This is a genomic window from Micromonospora chalcea (assembly GCF_028768405.1).
Lineage (GTDB): Bacteria > Actinomycetota > Actinomycetes > Mycobacteriales > Micromonosporaceae > Micromonospora > Micromonospora chalcea.
Window position 1 is genome coordinate 2,974,284 of sequence record NZ_CP118233.1, and the last position, 16,041, is coordinate 2,990,324.

The 16,041-nt window shown below is 74.2% G+C and carries 14 protein-coding genes; 6 read left to right on the forward strand and 8 right to left on the reverse strand.

Going from position 1 to position 16,041, the window contains the following annotated elements:
* Nucleotides 1–2 precede the first annotated feature (2 nt).
* Nucleotides 3–1,490, forward strand: a complete 1,488-nt coding sequence (locus tag PVK74_RS12625) for a phytoene desaturase family protein (protein WP_064445212.1) — start codon at nt 3–5, stop codon at nt 1,488–1,490.
* A 129-nt stretch (nt 1,491–1,619) separates the two neighbouring features.
* Here PVK74_RS12625 and PVK74_RS12630 read toward each other — a convergent pair whose 3' ends face one another.
* Together PVK74_RS12630 and metF are read right to left on the reverse strand one after the other, a co-directional pair.
* A complete protein-coding gene (locus PVK74_RS12630; RefSeq protein ID WP_064445211.1) occupies nt 1,620–2,309 on the reverse strand; it encodes a CDP-alcohol phosphatidyltransferase family protein in 690 nt (229 codons plus the stop codon).
* 44 nt (nt 2,310–2,353) lie between these two features.
* Nucleotides 2,354–3,271 carry a methylenetetrahydrofolate reductase [NAD(P)H] gene (gene metF, locus PVK74_RS12635; RefSeq protein ID WP_064445210.1) on the reverse strand — a complete coding sequence of 306 codons (918 nt, stop codon included), beginning with the start codon at nt 3,269–3,271 and terminating at the stop codon, nt 2,354–2,356.
* Between the two features lie 219 nt (nt 3,272–3,490).
* On the opposite strand from metF, the gene PVK74_RS12640 reads away from it, so the two are divergent.
* Nucleotides 3,491–4,918 (forward strand): helix-turn-helix domain-containing protein, encoded by a 1,428-nt coding sequence (locus PVK74_RS12640; protein WP_069089013.1) that lies wholly within the window; start codon nt 3,491–3,493, stop codon nt 4,916–4,918.
* Between the two features lie 9 nt (nt 4,919–4,927).
* Nucleotides 4,928–6,010, forward strand: coding sequence for a polyprenyl synthetase family protein (locus PVK74_RS12645; protein WP_043329435.1), 1,083 nt, complete (start codon nt 4,928–4,930; stop codon nt 6,008–6,010).
* Between the two features lie 132 nt (nt 6,011–6,142).
* On the opposite strand, the gene PVK74_RS12650 is transcribed toward PVK74_RS12645, so the two are convergent.
* Nucleotides 6,143–6,523 carry an Rv2175c family DNA-binding protein gene (locus PVK74_RS12650; protein WP_043329433.1) on the reverse strand — a complete coding sequence of 127 codons (381 nt, stop codon included), beginning with the start codon at nt 6,521–6,523 and terminating at the stop codon, nt 6,143–6,145.
* A gap of 142 nt (nt 6,524–6,665) precedes the next feature.
* Between PVK74_RS12650 and pknB the strand changes: the two genes are divergently transcribed.
* Together pknB and PVK74_RS12660 are read left to right on the forward strand one after the other, a co-directional pair.
* The gene (pknB, locus tag PVK74_RS12655; protein WP_064445208.1) at nt 6,666–8,651 is read left to right on the forward strand and encodes a Stk1 family PASTA domain-containing Ser/Thr kinase; all 1,986 of its coding nucleotides are present in this window, start codon (nt 6,666–6,668) and stop codon (nt 8,649–8,651) included.
* A complete protein-coding gene (locus PVK74_RS12660) occupies nt 8,648–9,517 on the forward strand; it encodes a deoxyribonuclease IV (RefSeq protein WP_187693126.1) in 870 nt (289 codons plus the stop codon). Before pknB ends, PVK74_RS12660 begins: the two co-directional genes overlap by 4 nt.
* A gap of 43 nt (nt 9,518–9,560) precedes the next feature.
* Here PVK74_RS12660 and PVK74_RS12665 read toward each other — a convergent pair whose 3' ends face one another.
* From PVK74_RS12665 to PVK74_RS12680, 4 genes are all read right to left on the reverse strand, one after another.
* Complete coding sequence (locus PVK74_RS12665; protein WP_104114584.1) at nt 9,561–10,580, reverse strand: threonine aldolase family protein; 1,020 nt, start codon at nt 10,578–10,580, stop codon at nt 9,561–9,563.
* Between the two features lie 59 nt (nt 10,581–10,639).
* Entirely contained in the window at nt 10,640–12,046 is a 1,407-nt protein-coding gene (locus tag PVK74_RS12670; RefSeq protein ID WP_064445207.1) for a class II 3-deoxy-7-phosphoheptulonate synthase, read from the reverse strand.
* 57 nt (nt 12,047–12,103) lie between these two features.
* Entirely contained in the window at nt 12,104–12,619 is a 516-nt protein-coding gene (locus PVK74_RS12675) for a hypothetical protein (protein ID WP_166457808.1), read from the reverse strand.
* 173 nt (nt 12,620–12,792) lie between these two features.
* The gene (locus PVK74_RS12680) at nt 12,793–14,427 is read right to left on the reverse strand and encodes a glycosyl hydrolase family 18 protein (RefSeq protein ID WP_187693125.1); all 1,635 of its coding nucleotides are present in this window, start codon (nt 14,425–14,427) and stop codon (nt 12,793–12,795) included.
* Nucleotides 14,428–14,570: 143 nt separating this feature from the next.
* Between PVK74_RS12680 and PVK74_RS12685 the strand changes: the two genes are divergently transcribed.
* Entirely contained in the window at nt 14,571–15,059 is a 489-nt protein-coding gene (locus PVK74_RS12685) for a glutathione peroxidase (protein WP_274479107.1), read from the forward strand.
* 72 nt (nt 15,060–15,131) lie between these two features.
* Here PVK74_RS12685 and PVK74_RS12690 read toward each other — a convergent pair whose 3' ends face one another.
* A complete protein-coding gene (locus tag PVK74_RS12690) occupies nt 15,132–15,935 on the reverse strand; it encodes an SGNH/GDSL hydrolase family protein (protein WP_043329427.1) in 804 nt (267 codons plus the stop codon).
* Nucleotides 15,936–16,041: the final 106 nt, after the last annotated feature.

Consider the following 16,041-nt stretch of genomic DNA (forward strand, 5'->3'; position numbering starts at 1 on the left):
CCATGGCGCGCATCGTGGTCATCGGCGCCGGGGTGGGCGGGCTCGCCGCCGCCGCCCGGCTCGCGGTCACCGGGCACGAGGTCACCGTCCTCGAACGGGCCGGCACGGTCGGGGGCAAGCTCGGCCGGTACGCCCACCACACCCCGGAGGGGGTGTGGCACTTCGACACCGGGCCGAGCCTGTTCACGCTGCCGCAGGTCTTCCACGACCTGTTCGAGGCGACCGGCGCGAAGCTCGACGAATACCTGGACCTGGTCCCGCTGGACCCGATCGTGCGGCACGTCTTCCCCGGCGGCGGACAGGCGCTCGACTCCTGCGCCGACCCGGACGAGTTCGCCGCCCGGATCGGCGCCGCGTTCGGCGACCGGTCCGCCGCCGACTGGCGCGGGCTGTGGCGGCGCGCCGGCCGGGTGTGGGCGGCCTCGCACCGGGACATCCTGCGCCGTACCGTCGACTCGCCCCGCGACCTGGCCGCGCTGGCCTGGCGGCTGGGCGACCTGGCCGCCATCGGCCCCGGCCGCAGCCTGCGCGGGCTGGGCCGCCGCCACCTGTCCGACCCACGGATGCGGATGCTGCTGGACCGGTACGCCACGTACACCGGCGCCGACCCGCGCCGCGCCCCGGCCGCGCTCGTCGCCGTTCCCTACGCCGAGCTGGCGTACGGCGGCTGGTACCTGCGCGGCGGGCTGGGCACGCTCGCCGACGCGCTGCTGTCGCGCTGCCTGGACCTGGGCGTGGTGGTACGCACCGACGCCGCGGTCACCCGGATCGACGCCGCGGGCGGGCGGGTGCACGGGGTACGCGTGGCCGGGTCGGCCGCGCCGGTGCCCGCCGACGTGGTGGTCGCGAACGTGGACGCGCTCACCGTCTACCGGGACCTGCTGCCCGACCCGCGCCGGCTGGCCGCGCTCACCGACCGCAGCCTGGCCGGATTCGTGCTGCTGCTGGGCGTGCGCGGCGACTCCGGGCTGGCCCACCACACCGTGTTCTTCCCCCGCGACTACGACGCCGAGTTCGACGCCGTGTTCGGCGACCCGGGTCGCGGGGTGCGGGCCCGCCCGGCGCCCGACCCGACCGTGTTCGTCACCGCCGCCGACGATCCGGCGGTCCGCCCCGACGGCCACGAGGCGTGGTTCGTGCTCGTGAACGCGCCCCGGCACGGCACCGCCGCGAGCGCCGTGGACTGGCGGCGGCCCGGCCTGGCCGAGGCGTACGCGGACCGGATCCTCGACGTGCTGGCCGAGCGCGGCGCCGACGTGCGGGACCGGCTGGTGTTCCGGGAGATCCGTACCCCGGCCGACCTGGACGCGGCCACCGGCGCGCCGGGCGGGGCGATCTACGGCACCGCGGGCGGGCTGCTGCGCCCGGCAAACCGGGGCCCGGCGGCCGGGCTCTGGCTGGTCGGCGGCTCCAGCCACCCGGGCGGCGGCCTGCCCATGGTCACGATGTCCGCCGAGATCGTCGCCGAGGCGGTCGGCCCCGCCTGGTGAGGGGTGTAAGGAAGGGCCCCCTATTAACGCCTCCGGTAGAGGAAGGGCCCCTTATTAACGCGCGCCGCCCGCCGCCCGCCGCGCGCCTCGCGTGGGCGCGGCGGGGCTGCGCGGGCGCGGGCGCGGCGGTCAGCCCGCGTCTACCAGGGCGCGGCGGACGGCGGAGAGCAACTGCCCCAGGCCGAACCCGGCGAGCAGCACCCACACCGTGGTGGCCATGGTGATGGTGCCGGCCGTCAGGTCGGCGTCGATCAGCCCGGTGAGCCCGGCGACGAGCAGCCCGACCAGCGCCACGCTGACCCGGGTGGGCCGCTCCCCCACCGTCACCGCGCCGATCTCCCGCATCCCCGCCGACACCGCGCGCGCCCGCACGTACTCGTGCAGCCAGGACAGGCCCCCGGCCGCCGCGACCAGCGCGCCGGGCGCGCCGAGCAGCCAGAACGCGATCAGCCAGGCCACCTCGCCGAGCCGGTCGGCGACCGAGTCGTAGACGTAGCCCAGCCGGGTGGTGCGGCCGGTCGCGACCGCCACCGCGCCGTCGACGCTGTCGGCCACCGCCGCCAGCAGCACGAACAGCGCGCCGAGGAACGGTCCGTCGCCGGGCCGCTCCGCGAACAGGGGTACGCAGAAGCAGAGCAGCACCCCGAACACGGTCACCGGGGTGGGGCCGACGCGCAGCCGGCCCAGCACGTAGCCCACGTGGTAGGCGAAGCGCAGCCAGGCACGCACCACCGGCGCGGCGGTACGCGGATCGAATCCGCCGTGCAGCCGCGCCCACGCGGTCGCGTACTGGTCCCAGTTCAGCTGTGTGCCCACCACGGATCAACCGTAGAAGCACGGCGCGGGTGTCGTGTGGCGGGTGGTCACACCCGTGCGGCCGCGCGCAGCCGCTGCCACACCTCGCGGGTCGCGGTGGACCGGTTGAGCGTGATGAAGTGGATCCCCGGCACGCCCTCGTCGAGCAGCTTCTCGCACATCTCGCTCGCCTGCTCCACGCCGAGGCGGCGGACCGCCTCGGGGTCGTCGGCCACCCGCTCGAACCGCTCGGCGAGCGCCGGCGGGAACGGCGCGCCGGACAGCTGCACGGAGCGTTCGATGGTGCCGATCTGGGTCACCGGCATCACCCCGGCCAGGATCGGCGTGTCGCAGCCGGTGGCGGCCACCCGGTCACGCAGCCGCAGGTAGTCGTCGGCGTCGAAGAACATCTGGGTGATCGCGAACTCCGCGCCGGCCCGGCACTTGCGCACGAAGTACGCGGTGTCGCTGTCCACGTCCGGCGAACGCGGGTGCTTGTACGGGAAGGCGGCCACGCCGACGCTGAAGTCACCGCTGTCGCGGACCAGCCGGACCAGGTCCTCGGCGTACCGGACGCCCTCGGGGTGGGCGATCCACTCGCCGCCCGGGTCGCCCGGCGGGTCACCCCGCACGGCCAGCACGTTGCGCACCCCGACCGAGGCCAGCCGGCCGATCACGTGCCGCAGCTCGGCGACCGAGTGGTTCACCGCGGTCAGGTGCGCCATCGGCAGCAGCGTGGTCTCGGTGGCGATCCGCTCGGTCACCGCCACCGTGGTGTCGCGGGTCGAGCCGCCCGCGCCGTAGGTGATCGAGACGAACGAGGGGCGCAGCGACTCCAGCTCGCGGATGGCCTGCCAGAGCAGCTTCTCCCCGGCCTGTGTCTTCGGCGGGAAGAACTCGAAGGAGAAGGTGGGGCGGCCGTCACGGATCAGCTCCCCGATGGCCGGCTGGGGATTGGGGAGGACCGAGGGAAGACCGAGCGCCACGGACCGACTGTAGCCGGGAGCGCACGGCTTACCGAGGGTCTTCCCAGCCCGCGAACACTTCGCGGCGCGACGTCGTACCCCGGGGGTAGAAAGACCACAGCGCGGTGGGGCGGCCGACGGCCGTCCCGGGGGCCCGCGCGGGGGTCGCACGACTGTGACGCGCCGGCGCCAGCCGGACGTCCGCGTCGCCATTTCACGCCGTCGCCCCCGGAGGTCACCATGATCCCGTCCTGGCCGCCCGGTCCGCGGCTGCTCGGGCCGCTCCTGGCCGAGCTGCGGGCCGCCCGCGGCTGGAGCCAGCAGCGCCTCGCCGCCGAGCTCTGCGCCGCCTCCGGCGTGCCCACCCTGACCCGGCACGAGGTGTCCCGCTGGGAGCGCCAGCTCCGGCTCCCCGGCGACTTCTGGTCCGCGTGGCTGGCGACGGTCCTGGGCGTGCCCGGCGAGCTGCTCGCCGGGGCCGCCGCCAGCAGCCGCCGGCTCGGCGTGACGCCGGTGGCCGTCGACCCGGCCGGGTCCCGGGCCCGGCTGGCGCTGCTCACCCTGGCGCACCGCTGGGCCGCCGACCCGGGCGGCGGCACGCTGGCCGGTCCGTTCACCGGCCCGGCGACACCGCCGGTCCCCGGACCGGCCACCGGCGACGGGTACGGACCGGCCCGCGCCGCCGACCGCGCCGGCCCCGTCCGGGGGCACCCGGCGGACGGGGCGTCACTGGCCACGCTGCGCCGCTGGGACGACCTCCTCGGTGGCGGCGACCTCGCCGGCCTCGGCGCCCGCCGGCTGCGCCGCTCGGTCCGCGGCTACCGGCGCGCCGGGCCCGCCGGCCGGCGGCGGATGCTGCCGTCGCTGGCCGAGTCGGCGCAGCTCGCCGGGTGGCTGGCCGCCGACGCCGGCGACCTCACCGGCGGCCTGGTCGCCTACCGGCTGGCGCTGCGGGCCGCGGTGGCCGCCGGGGAGCCGCCGCTGGCCGGGCACGTGCTCGGGTCGGCCAGCCACCTGCTGTCCGACGCCGGTGACGCGGCCGGCGCGCTGGTCCTGGCCCGGATCGGGTACGCGGCCAGCCGCGCCACCGCCTCCCCGGGGCTGCGGGCGCTGCTGCTGCACCGGGTCGCCCTCGCCGCCGCGCTCGGCGGGCGGCGTCGCGCCGCCGGTGAGGCGCTGGCCGGCGCCGACCGGGCCGGGCCGCCGGAGCCCGGCCGGGAGCCGCAGTGGCTCTACTGGCTGGACGCCGCCGAGCTGGCCGCGATGACCGGGCGCACGCTCGTCGCGCTGGGCCGGGCCGCCGCGGCCGTGCCGCTGCTGACGCCCGTGGTGACAGCGCCGGGCCGCCCGCGCCGCTCCGCCGTGTACGGCGGCTGGCTGGCCCGGGCGCACCTGGGGCTCGGCGCGGAGCCCGAGGCGTGCGCGGTGGCCGGCGAGGCGCTGCTCGACGCGGTCCGCTCCGGTTCGCCCCGGGCCGTCGGCCAGCTCACCGAGTTCCGCCGCGGGCTGGCCCGCCGTCCGCCCGGACCGGCGACCCGGGGGTACGCACGGCTGCTCGCGGCGACCCGTCCGTACCTGCCGTCACGGCACCCGTGGCGGCCGTCGCCGCCGGTGAGCTGCGAGGCACGCCGGGACGGCGGCACGACGGGAGCGGGCCCGAACCGCTAGCGTCGTGGCGTGACCCACGCTGCTCCCGTTTCCCCCGTCGACCGTGCCGGCCTGCGTCAGCGGATCGACAAGGCGCTCACCGAGTTCCTGGCCGGCCAGCGCGGCTGGCTGACCGCCGTCGACGACGGCCTGCTGCCCGTCGCCGAGGCGATCGAGGCGTTCGTGCTGGGCGGCGGCAAGCGGCTGCGCCCGGCGTTCGGCTACTGGGGCTACCGGGGCGCCGGCGGAGTCGACTCCGACCAGGTCGTCGCCGCCCTGGCCGCGTTGGAGTTCGTGCAGGCCAGCGCGCTGATTCACGACGACCTGATGGACCGGTCGGACACCCGGCGGGGCGAGCCGGCGGTGCACCGCAGGTTCGCCGCCCGGCACCGGGCGGCCGGCTGGGGCGGCGACGCGGACGCGTTCGGCGACTCGGCCGCGATCCTGCTGGGTGACCTGTGCCTGGTCTGGTCCGACGAGCTGCTGCACTCCTCCGGCCTGCCGCCGGCGACGGTGGCCCGGGCCCGGCCGGTCTTCGACGAGATGCGCACCGAGGTGACCGTCGGGCAGTACCTGGACGTGCTGACCCAGGCGACCGCTGACACCTCGCTCGACCGGGCGGCCAAGGTGGCCCGGTACAAGTCGGCGAAGTACACGGTCGAACGGCCGCTGCTGCTGGGCGCCGCGCTGGCCGGCGCCCCGCCCGAGGTGCACGCCGCCTACTCCGCGTACGGGCTGCCGCTGGGTGAGGCGTTCCAGCTCCGCGACGACGTGCTGGGCGTGTTCGGCGACCCGGAGCTGACCGGCAAGCCGGCCGGTGACGACCTGCGCGAGGGCAAGCGGACGTACCTGGTGGCGGCCGCCCTGGAGACGCTCGACGAGGCCGGCCGGGAGGCGCTGCTGGCCGGGCTGGGCGTACCGGACCTGGACGCGGCCGGGGTGGACCGGCTGCGCGAGCTGATCACCTCCAGCGGCGCGCTGGAGCGTGCCGAACGGCACATCACCGCGCTCACGGAGAGCGCGCTGGCCGCGCTCACCGCCGTCGACCTGGACACCGAGGCCCGCCAGGCGCTGGTGGACCTGGCCATAGCCGCCACCCGCCGCCCCGCCTGACAACCACTCCCCCCGCGCTGTCCCCCGCCTCCGAAGCGGTCGATCATGAAGTTGGCGGCACTTTTGGAGATCGACTTCGCCGCCAACTTCATGATCGACGGGGTGGGTGGGGGTGGGTGGGTGGGGTGTGGGTTAGAAGGCCACGGCCTGGGCTCGGCGTTTGACCTCGCGGGCCAGGTCGCCGCCGAGGGCCACTGCGGGGGTGCCGGGAAGCGACGGGTCCTCCCGGTAGAGCCAGCGCAGCGCCTCCTCGTCGTCGTACCCGGCGTCGGCGAGCAGGTTGAGCACGCCGGGCAGGTGCTTGAGCACGGTGCGGTTGGCCACCAGGTCGGCCGGGACGCGGCGGACGCCGTCGCGGCGCACCGCGAGCAGCTCGCGGTCGCGGATCATCTGGTGCACCTTGCTGATCGACAGGTCCAGGCGCTCGGCCACGTCGGGCAGCGTCAGCCAGCCGGCCGGGTCGGCCGGTCCGGCCAGGTCGGCGCCGGTCTCGGCGGGTACGGAATCGGTCACCCGACCACCCTGCCACGTGCCCGCCGGATCCGGTGCACGGCACCCCCCGACCTGCGCCGGAGCGCGCCGGGCCACCGGTGTCCCAACCCGGCGGTAGCATCCTGTTCTACGTTCACCCTTCCGACACATAGACTGCCTGCCGATGGACACACAGGTCGCCGACACGTTGCTGGGCTCGCTGATCGAGGGGCGCTACCGCATTCGCGGTCGCGTCGCCCGTGGCGGCATGGCGACCGTGTACACCGCCACCGACGAGCGCCTGGAGCGCACCGTGGCGGTCAAGATCATTCACCCGACCCAGGCGCCGCAGGCCCGGGCCCGGATGGCCGGGTTCGTCGAGCGGTTCACCGACGAGGCGAAGACGATCGCCCGGCTCACCCACCCGAACGTGGTGGCGGTCTACGACCAGGGCATCCACGCCGGCCTGCCGTACCTGGTGATGGAGTACGTGCGCGGCCGCACGCTGCGTGACGTGCTCGCCGAGCGCCGCCGGCTGAACCCGGACGAGGCGCTCGCGATCACCGAGCAGGTGCTCGCCGCGCTCGCCGCCGCGCACCGGGCCGGCCTGGTGCACCGCGACGTCAAGCCGGAGAACGTCCTGGTCGCCGAGGTGCCCGCCGGCGGCAGCCGCGACCTGGTCGACAGCGTGGTCAAGGTGGCCGACTTCGGGCTGGCCCGGGCCGTCGAGGCGAGCGCGGAGGACGAGAACGGCAACCAGCTCATGGCGACGGTGGCGTACGTGGCGCCGGAGCTGGTCACCCAGGGCCACGCCGACCCGCGCACCGACGTCTACTCGGCCGGCATCGTGCTGTTCGAGATGCTCACCGGCCGGGTGCCCTACGACGGCGACCGCCCGGTGGAGGTCGCCTGGCAGCATGTCGACCGGGACGTGCCGGCCCCGTCCACGCTGGTTCCGGCGCTGCCGCCGGCCGTCGACGCGCTCGTCGCCCGGGCCACCCGGCGCGACCCGGCCGCCCGTCCGGCCGACGCCGCGGCGCTGCTGACCGAGGTGCAGGCGGCCCGCGAGGAACTGGGCAACCCGCACACGCACACCACTGTCCTGCGTCAGCTCAGCGACGACACGGCGGTGCTGAGCCAGCCGACGCAGGTGGTGGCCGCGCTGCAGCCGATCGAGCGCCCGTCGTGGGCCCGGCTGCCCGAGGGCGCCGCCACGCAGCGCCCGCACCGCCGACGCGCCGCCGAACCGGAGGGGGTGGGCGCCCGGTTCGCCGCCCTGCGTACCCGGATCATGGGTTCGCCGCGCGGCCGGCTGGCCGTCGCCGCGGCGGTCGTGGTGCTCGGCCTGGTCGCCGCCGTCGGCGGCTGGTGGTTCGGCGTGGGCCGCTACACGGTCGCGCCGCAGATGGTGAGCCTCACCAAGGCCGAGGCGGAGGCGCAGGCCCAGCGCGGTGGTTTCACGCTGCGCTACGCCGACCCCCGGTACGACGAGAACGTCCCGAAGGACACCGTGCTCGGGCAGGCGCCGGGCTCGGCCGCCCGGATCGTCAAGGGCGGCACGATCACGCTGACCCTGTCGCTCGGTCCGGAGCGCCTGCCGGTGCCGGACGTGGTGGGCAAGGACTTCGCGCTCGCCCAGGTGGAGCTGGAGGGTCTCAACCTGGTCGCGGCCAAGGGCAGCTCCCGCTACGACGACGCGCTGCCGGCGGGTGTCGTGCTGGCCACCGACCCGAAGGTGGGCACTGAGGTCAAGCCCGGGGCCAAGGTGACGCTGATCCTCAGCAAGGGCCGCGCCCCGGTGAGCGTGCCCGACCTGGTCGGCAAGAGCCTCACCGAGGCGCGCGCCATCCTCGCGCGGCTCGGGCTCAAGCCGGTGGAGAACGTCAAGGAGTCCGACAAGCCGAAGGACGAGATCCTCGGCCAGAGCCCGGCCGACGGCACCGGTGTGGAAAAGGGCGCCCAGGTCAAGCTGGAGATCAGCAAGGGCCCGCCGCAGGTGGCCGTGCCCCGGGTGGTCGACATGCCCTGCCAGCAGGCCAAGCAGACGCTGGAGAGCCAGGGCTTCCCGGTCAACATCCAGCTCAACCCGAACGGCATCGTCCGGATCCAGAACCCGGCCGAGAACACGCCGGTGCCGCCGGGCACCACGATCACTGTGACGTGCCTGTGAGCGCGGCGAACGGGTGCCGGCCGGTGGGGTCGCACACCCCCACCTCCGGTGGCCTGGCGCGGGCGGCCCTGCCGTACGCGGATGCGGCCGAGTCCGAGGTGGTGCAGGTCTACGTCTCGAACTCGCGTGGCTGGGCGCTGCCGGCCGGTGACCCGGCGCAGGACGCGCTGTTCCGCGACGGCTGCGCCGAGCGTGGCCTGCCCGTGTTCATCCACGCGTCGCTGCTGGTCAACCTCGGCTCCCCCACCCCCGCGACGGTCACCAGGTCGGCGGAGACGCTCGCCCACGCGCTGCGGCGGGGCCGGGCGATCGGCGCCGAGGGCGTGGTGTTCCACGCCGGCAGCTCGGTGGACGCCGGGCACGCCGAGGCGGCCCTGCGGCAGGTCCGGGAGTCGCTGCTCCCGCTGCTCGACGAGACCGCGGCCACCGGCGGGCCGATGCTGCTGGTCGAGCCGAGCGCCGGGGGCGGCCGGTCACTGGCGTCCCGGGTCGAGCACCTCGGCCCCTACCTCGACGCGGTCGACCGGCACCCGATGCTGGGCGTCTGCTTCGACACCTGTCACGCCTGGGCGGCCGGGCACGACCTGGCCGCCGAGGGCGGCATGACCGCCACGCTCGACACGCTGGTCGCCACGGTGGGCGCCGACCGGCTGCGGCTGGTGCACGCGAACGACTCGAAGGACCTGTGCGGCTCCACCCGGGACCGGCACGAGAACATCGGCAAGGGCACCATCGGCGAACCGGCGTTCGCCGAGCTGATGCGCCATCCGGCGGCCGCCGGCGTACCGGTGCTGGTGGAGACCCCGACGGAGAAGCACGTCGGCCACGCCGCCGACATCGCCGCCCTCAAACGCCTGCGCCCCTGACACAGCCGTTTCCTCCCGCCCTCGCCACGGCGTTGCCGGAGGGTCAGGCGCGCAGGGCGGTGTCGAGGATGGTGGCGGCGCTGTCGATCTGCTCGTCGGTGACGTCCAGGTGGGTCACCAACCGGGCGGTACGCGGGCCGAGCACCGAGATCAGCAGGCCGGCTTCCCGCGCGGCCGCCGCCAGCGCGTGCGCGTCGAGAGGGTGCTTGGTCAGGTCCAGCGGCACGATGTTCGTCCGCACCACCGACGCGAGCACCCCGTGCGGGGCGACCGCCTCGGCCAGCCGGGCCGCCTTCGCGTGGTCCTCGGCGAGCCGCTCGACGTGGTGCGCCAGCGCGTACCGGCCGGCGGCGGCAAGAATGCCGACCTGCCGCATGCCACCGCCCATCCGCTTGCGCAGGACCCGCGCGCGGGCGATCTTCTCCGCGCTGCCCACCACCAGCGAGCCGACCGGCGCGCCGAGGCCCTTGGAGAGGCACACCGAGAGCGTGTCGAACAGCTCCCCGTACCCGGCCAGCGGCACCCTGTCCGCGACGTGCGCGTGCCAGATCCGGGCACCGTCGCAGTGCAGCGCCACCCCGTGCTCGTCGGCGACCTCGCGCATGCGTCGCAGCGTCGGCAGCGGGATCACCCCGCCGCCGCCCCGGTTGTGGGTCTGCTCCACCGCGATCGCGCGGGTCGGCACCGCGAAGTAGCCGTCCGGCCGGATCATCCCGGCGACCACGTCGGGGTCCAGGTCCGCGCCCACCGCCGGCCACGTCCGCGACGAGATCCCGCCGTACGCGGCGGCGGCCCCCACCTCGTACGTGACCACGTGCGCGTCGGCGTCGCAGAGCAACTCGTCGCCGGGCGGCACGTGCAACTGAAGCGCGATCTGGTTGGCCATCGATCCGCTCGGGGCGAACAGCGCCGCCTCGTGGCCGAACAGCGCGGCCACCTCCGCCTCCAGGGCGGCGACTGTGGGGTCCTCGCCGTAGACGTCGTCGCCCACCTCGGCGGCGGCCATCGCCTCCCGCATCCCCGGCGTCGGCCGGGTCACGGTGTCCGTCCGCAGATCGATCAGTTCAGCCACGGAGCCTCCTTCGGCTGCCGACTGCGGGGCTCGCAAGCTCACTCCTCGCGTCAGCCACGGAGCATCTCCGCCACCAGGAACGCCAACTCCAGCGACTGCTGGGTGTTGAGCCGGGGGTCGCAGGCGGTCTCGTACCGGTCGGGCAGGTCGAGGTCCTCGATGCCCTGGGCGCCGCCGAGGCACTCGGTGACGTCCTCGCCGGTCAGCTCGACGTGCAGGCCGCCCGGGTGGGTGTCGAGGCCGCGGTGCACCTCGAAGTAGCCGAGCACCTCGTCGACGATCCGGTCGAAGTGCCGGGTCTTGTAGCCGTTCGAGGACTCGTGCGTGTTGCCGTGCATCGGGTCGCACTGCCAGACGACCTTCGCGCCGGCGGCGGTGACCTTCGCCACGATCGGCGGCAGCGCGTCGCGTACCCGGTGGTTGCCCATCCGGCTGATCAGCGTGAGCCGGCCGGGGATGTTGTCCGGGTTGAGCTTCTCGCAGAGCTCGATCGCCTCGTCCGGCGTGGTGGTGGGGCCGAGCTTGACGCCGATCGGGTTGGCGATGCGGGAGATGAAGTCGATGTGCGCGCCGTCGATCTGCCGGGTCCGCTCGCCGATCCAGAGGAAGTGCCCGGACAGGCCGTACGCCTTGTGGTCGGAGATCCGGGTCAGCGCCCGGTCGTACTCCAGCGCCAGCGCCTCGTGCGAGCAGTAGAGCGTGACGGTGCGCAGCGCCTCGTCGTCGGTCATCCCGCAGGCCCGGATGAGGGCCAGTGCCCGGTCGATCTCCCGGGCGATCGCGTCGTAGCGCTCCCCGGCCGGGGACTGCCGGACGAAGTCCTTGTTCCAGTCGTGCACCGCGTGCAGGTCGGCCAGGCCGCCGGCCAGGTACGCCCGGAGCATGTTCATCGCGGCGGCCGAGTTGGCGTACGCCCGGATCATGCGCTGCGGGTCGGCGACCCGCGCCTCCGGCGTGGCCTCCAGCGAGTTGATCATGTCGCCGCGGTAGGCGGGCAGCCCCCGGGCGTCGGTCGGCAGGGACCGGGGCTTGGTGTACTGGCCGGCCACCCGGGCCACCTTGACCACCGGCAGTGACGCGCCGTACGTGAGCACGATGGCCATCTGGAGCAGCGTGCGGGCGTTGGCGAGCAGGTGGCTCTCGGTGTTGTCGGCGAACGTCTCGGCGCAGTCACCGCCCTGGAGCAGGAACGCCTTGCCCTCGCAGACCAGGGCCAGCCGCTGCCGCAGCTGGTCGACCTCGTAGGGCGCGACCACCGAGGGAACCGTGTCCAGCACCCGGCAGACCTCGGCGACCTGGGCCGGGTCGTCCCACGGCGGGGTCTGCGCGCGCGGCAGCTCCCGCCATCGGTCGAGGCCGAGGGCTGCGTCCTCGGCGGAGTCGGCGGTCGGGCGGCTGGTCTGCAGGCCAGGGCTGCCCACGGCGGGGTGACTCAGCTGATGCCACTCATGGCGCATGGAGGAAAGCGTACGGCGACCGTCGCGATCACTCGTCGCCGAGGGGCATGGTTCCGGTCACTGGGAGGAGACCGGCGAGGGCCGCGCCGCCGGCGGCGGCTCGGACGGGTCGGCCGTGCGGTCGCCGGGAACCTCGCCGGAGATGCACCAGTCCGCCCCGTTACGGGTCACCGTGAACAGCAGTGACCGGGTGGCCTTGCGCGATCCGGCGGCCACCGTGACGGAGGCGCTGACCTCCTGCCCGTTCGGGCCGGAGCGGACGTCGGTGATCGTCGCTTCGGGCACCGTGAAGTGGTCGGCGAAGTCACCGTTCGGGCCGGTGGCGGCGGCGTCGAAGGCGGCGTGCATGGGCGCGCAGAGCTGGCTGCGGCCGGCGTCGGCGTCGCGGGCGGTGAGCGCGTCGAGGTACGCCTGCACGCGCTCCCGGCTCTTGGCCGCCGCCTCCTCGGCGGGCGCCCGGCCGCTGGGCGCGGTGGCGGCGCCGTCCGGGCCGGAGCCGCAGGCGGCCAGCGCCGGCGTGAGCGCGAAGGCGAGGGCGAGCGCGGCGAACCGGCCGCGGTGGCTGCGATCCATCGGTCCTCCCGTCGCGTGGACTCGTCGAGCGGCGAGTGTGCCACACCCGGCCCGGCCGGCCGGGTGACTCCCCATCCTGACCCGGATCGGCGCGCTCTGCCAGAACGGCACGCGGGCGGGGAGGGGCCGGTACGGCCCCTCCCCGCCGGGTGGGTGGTGCGTCGGCCCTCGGCTCAGCCGAGACCGCCCTTGATGGCGCCGATCAGCTCACCGTTGCTGGTGTCACCGGAGAGCTCCCAGAAGAACGCGCCACCGAGGCCCTGGCTGTTGGCGTAGCTCATCTTCCCGCCGATGGTCGCCGGGGTGTCGTAGCTCCACCAGTTGCTGCCGCACTTGGCGTACGCGGTGCCGCCGACCGTGCCGGTGGCCGGGCAGCTGTTCTTGAGCACCTTGTAGTCCTCGATGCCGGCCTCGTAGGTGCCGGGGGCCGCGCCGGTGGCACTGCCGCCGGGCGCAGCCTGGGTCACGCCGGTCCAGCCGCGTCCGTAGAAGCCGACGCCGAGCAGCAGCTTGCTGGACGGTACGCCCTTGGACTTCAGCTTCTGGATCGCCGCGTCGGACCAGAAGCCCTGCTGCGGGATGCCCGAGTACGAGTAGAGCGGCGAGTGCGGCGCGGTCGGCCCCTGGGCGTTGAAGGCGCCGAAGTAGTCGTACGTCATCGGCATCAGCCAGTTGAGGTTCGTCGCGGCGCCCGCGTAGTCGGTCGCGTCGATCTTGCCGCCGTTGCTGCCGTCGGCGGTGATCGCCGCGGTGACCAGGAAGCTGGAGCCGAACTTGCTCCGCAGCGCCGAGACCACGTTCTTGAAGGCGTTCGGGCCGCTGCTGTCGCACTGGAGGCCGCAGGCGTTCGGGTACTCCCAGTCGACGTCGATGCCGTCGAAGACGTCCGCCCAGCGCGGGTCCTTGACCAGGGAGTAGCAGGAGTCGGCGAACGCGGCCGGGTTCTGCGCGGCCTGGGTGAAGCCGCCGGACCAGGTCCAGCCACCGAAGGACCAGAGGACCTTCAGGTTCGGGTACATCTTCTTCAGCTTGCGCAGCTGGTTGAAGCTGCCGCGCAGCGGCTGGTCCCAGGTGTCGGCCACGCCGTCGACGCTGTCCGCGGCGGTGTACGCCTTCTCGTAGTCGGCGTAGCTGTCCCCGATGCTGCACCGGCCGCCGGTGGTGTTGCCGAAGGCGTACAGGATGTGGGTGAGCTTCGCGGCCGAGCCGCTGGTGTGGATGTTCTTGACGTGGTAGTTGCGGGCGTAGACGCCCCACTCGGCGAAGTAGCCGACGACCTTCTTGCCGCCGGGCGGCGGCGTGGTGGGCGGCTGCGTGGTCGGCGGGGCGGTCGTCGGCGGCGCCGTGGTGGGCGGCGCGGTGGTCGGCGGCGCCGTGGTCGGCGCGGTGGTCGTCGGCGTGCCGCCGCCGGTGCAAGTGCCGCCGTTGATCGTGCAGCTCACCGGCGCCTTGTAGCCGCCGGTGCCGTTGTAGCCCCAGCTGAAGCTGGCGCCCGGGGCGAGCGTCGAGGCCCAGCTCTTGTTGACAGCCACGTAGCGGTCACCGCTGCGGGTGATGTCGGCGTCCCAGGAGCTGCTGATCGAGGTGCCGGAGGGCAGCGTGAACTCGATGCGCCAGCCGTTGACGGTGGAGCTGGTGCCGTTGGTGACGGTCACCCGCCCTTCGTGGCCGGTCCCCCAGTCCTGCACCTTGGCGAAGGTGGCGGTGACGCTGCCGGCGGCCGACGCGGTGGTCATGGGCACCGCGGCGACCGCGAGCGCGACCACGGCGCCGGTGGCCCACAGGGCCCGGCGGAGCGATCTCTTCATACGGCGTCCCTCCAATAGTTAGGAAAGTTTCCAAATTGATTGCTGAGACGCTACTCACGCCGTCACCACTTCGTCAAGATGTAGATGCGTCGATTTCACGGGTGGCGCGGTACGGTCCGCGTGACGGCCCGTAGCCTCGTCACATGACCGTTTTCGACGTCCAGATCGACGCCCTCACCGGCGGACCGGCCGACCTCGGCCGCTACCGCGGCCGCGCCCTGCTCGTGGTCAACGTGGCCTCCCGCTGCGGCCTCACCCCGCAGTACGCGGGCCTTCAGGAACTCGCCGACACGTACGCCGGGCGCGGGCTCACGGTGCTCGGGGTGCCGTGCAACCAGTTCGCCGGCCAGGAGCCGGGCAGCGCCGCCGAGATCGAGGAGTTCTGCCAGGTCAACTACGGCGTGACGTTCCCGCTGACGGAGAAGGTCGACGTCAACGGCCCGGACCGGCACCCGCTCTACGCCGAACTGGTGTCCACGCCGGACGCCGAGGGGCACACCGGCGACGTGCGCTGGAACTTCGAGAAGTTCCTCGTCGCCCCGGACGGGACAGTGGCCGCCCGGTTCGCCCCGCAGGTCACCCCCGAGGACCCCGAGCTGCGCGCGGCGATCGAGAAGGTCCTGCCGGCCTGACGGGCACACCGCCGCCGGACACGGCGAAGCGGCACGCCCCCGCGGGGAGGCGTGCCGCTGCCGCGGACCGGGTCAGCCGGCGGCGGACCGGAAGACCGGGTAGTAGCCGCCAGACTGCCCGGCCGCCGTCGGGTGGTACGACTTGCTCAGGCTCAGCACGTTGAGCGCGTGCAGCCACTTGGTCCCGCCGCTGCACAGCTGGTGGCCGACGAAGATGGAGCGGACGTCGGCGAATTTGAAGCCGGCTGAGACGGCGGCCGTGCGGGTGATGTCGTCGAGCAGGTTGATGCCCTCGTTGATCTTCGCCCGGGACGTGGCGCTGAGCCCGACACAGGTCGTGCCGAGCTGGTAGAAGACCGGGTAGCCGACCACCACGACGCGGGCCGAGGGCGAGCGGCTCTTGATGCCGTTGTAGACGTTGGCGAGGCGGCCCGGCATCGAGGTGCGGGCCACGTTCATGGCGGACTGCACGGCCGCCACGCACTGGGTCTCCCCCTGGAGCACACAGGTGCTCATGATGTTGGCGAAGCCCACGTCGTTGCCGCCCACGGTGACGCTGACCAGCGTGGTGGTCGAGGAGAGCGCGGAGAGCTGGCTGTTGATGACGTCGGCCGTGGTGGCGCCGGAGCAGGCCACCGATCGGTACGACGCCGGCTTGATGTTGGCGTTGTAGAGCGCCGGGTAGGCGTTCGTGCTGCGTAGGCAGTTACCGCTCTCGGACGTGTAGCTGTCGGCGCCGACGCCGGAGGCGTACGAGTCGCCGAGCGCGACGTAGCGGTCGGACGGGGCCGCCTGGGCGGGGGCGGCCAGAGACAGAGTGACCCCGACCGAGGCGGCCAGGGTCAGGGCGAGGGTGGCAAGACGGGATCTCCGCACGTCGCACTCCTGGAGGCGTGAAGTGGTGGTGAGAGATAGATATCAATAAGATCACAGCGCATGGAAGATCACCGATTTGCGGTTCAGCGCGCATAGCGACTTACGC

Coding starts and splice junctions, on each gene's coding strand:
- PVK74_RS12675 (WP_166457808.1), bottom strand. CDS start 12,619: ATGGATCGCAGCCACCGCGGCCGGTTCGCCGCGCTCGCCCTCGCCTTC.
- PVK74_RS12625 (WP_064445212.1), top strand. CDS start 3: ATGGCGCGCATCGTGGTCATCGGCGCCGGGGTGGGCGGGCTCGCCGCC.
- PVK74_RS12685 (WP_274479107.1), top strand. CDS start 14,571: ATGACCGTTTTCGACGTCCAGATCGACGCCCTCACCGGCGGACCGGCC.
- PVK74_RS12640 (WP_069089013.1), top strand. CDS start 3,491: ATGATCCCGTCCTGGCCGCCCGGTCCGCGGCTGCTCGGGCCGCTCCTG.
- pknB (WP_064445208.1), top strand. CDS start 6,666: ATGGACACACAGGTCGCCGACACGTTGCTGGGCTCGCTGATCGAGGGG.
- PVK74_RS12670 (WP_064445207.1), bottom strand. CDS start 12,046: ATGCGCCATGAGTGGCATCAGCTGAGTCACCCCGCCGTGGGCAGCCCT.
- PVK74_RS12680 (WP_187693125.1), bottom strand. CDS start 14,427: ATGAAGAGATCGCTCCGCCGGGCCCTGTGGGCCACCGGCGCCGTGGTC.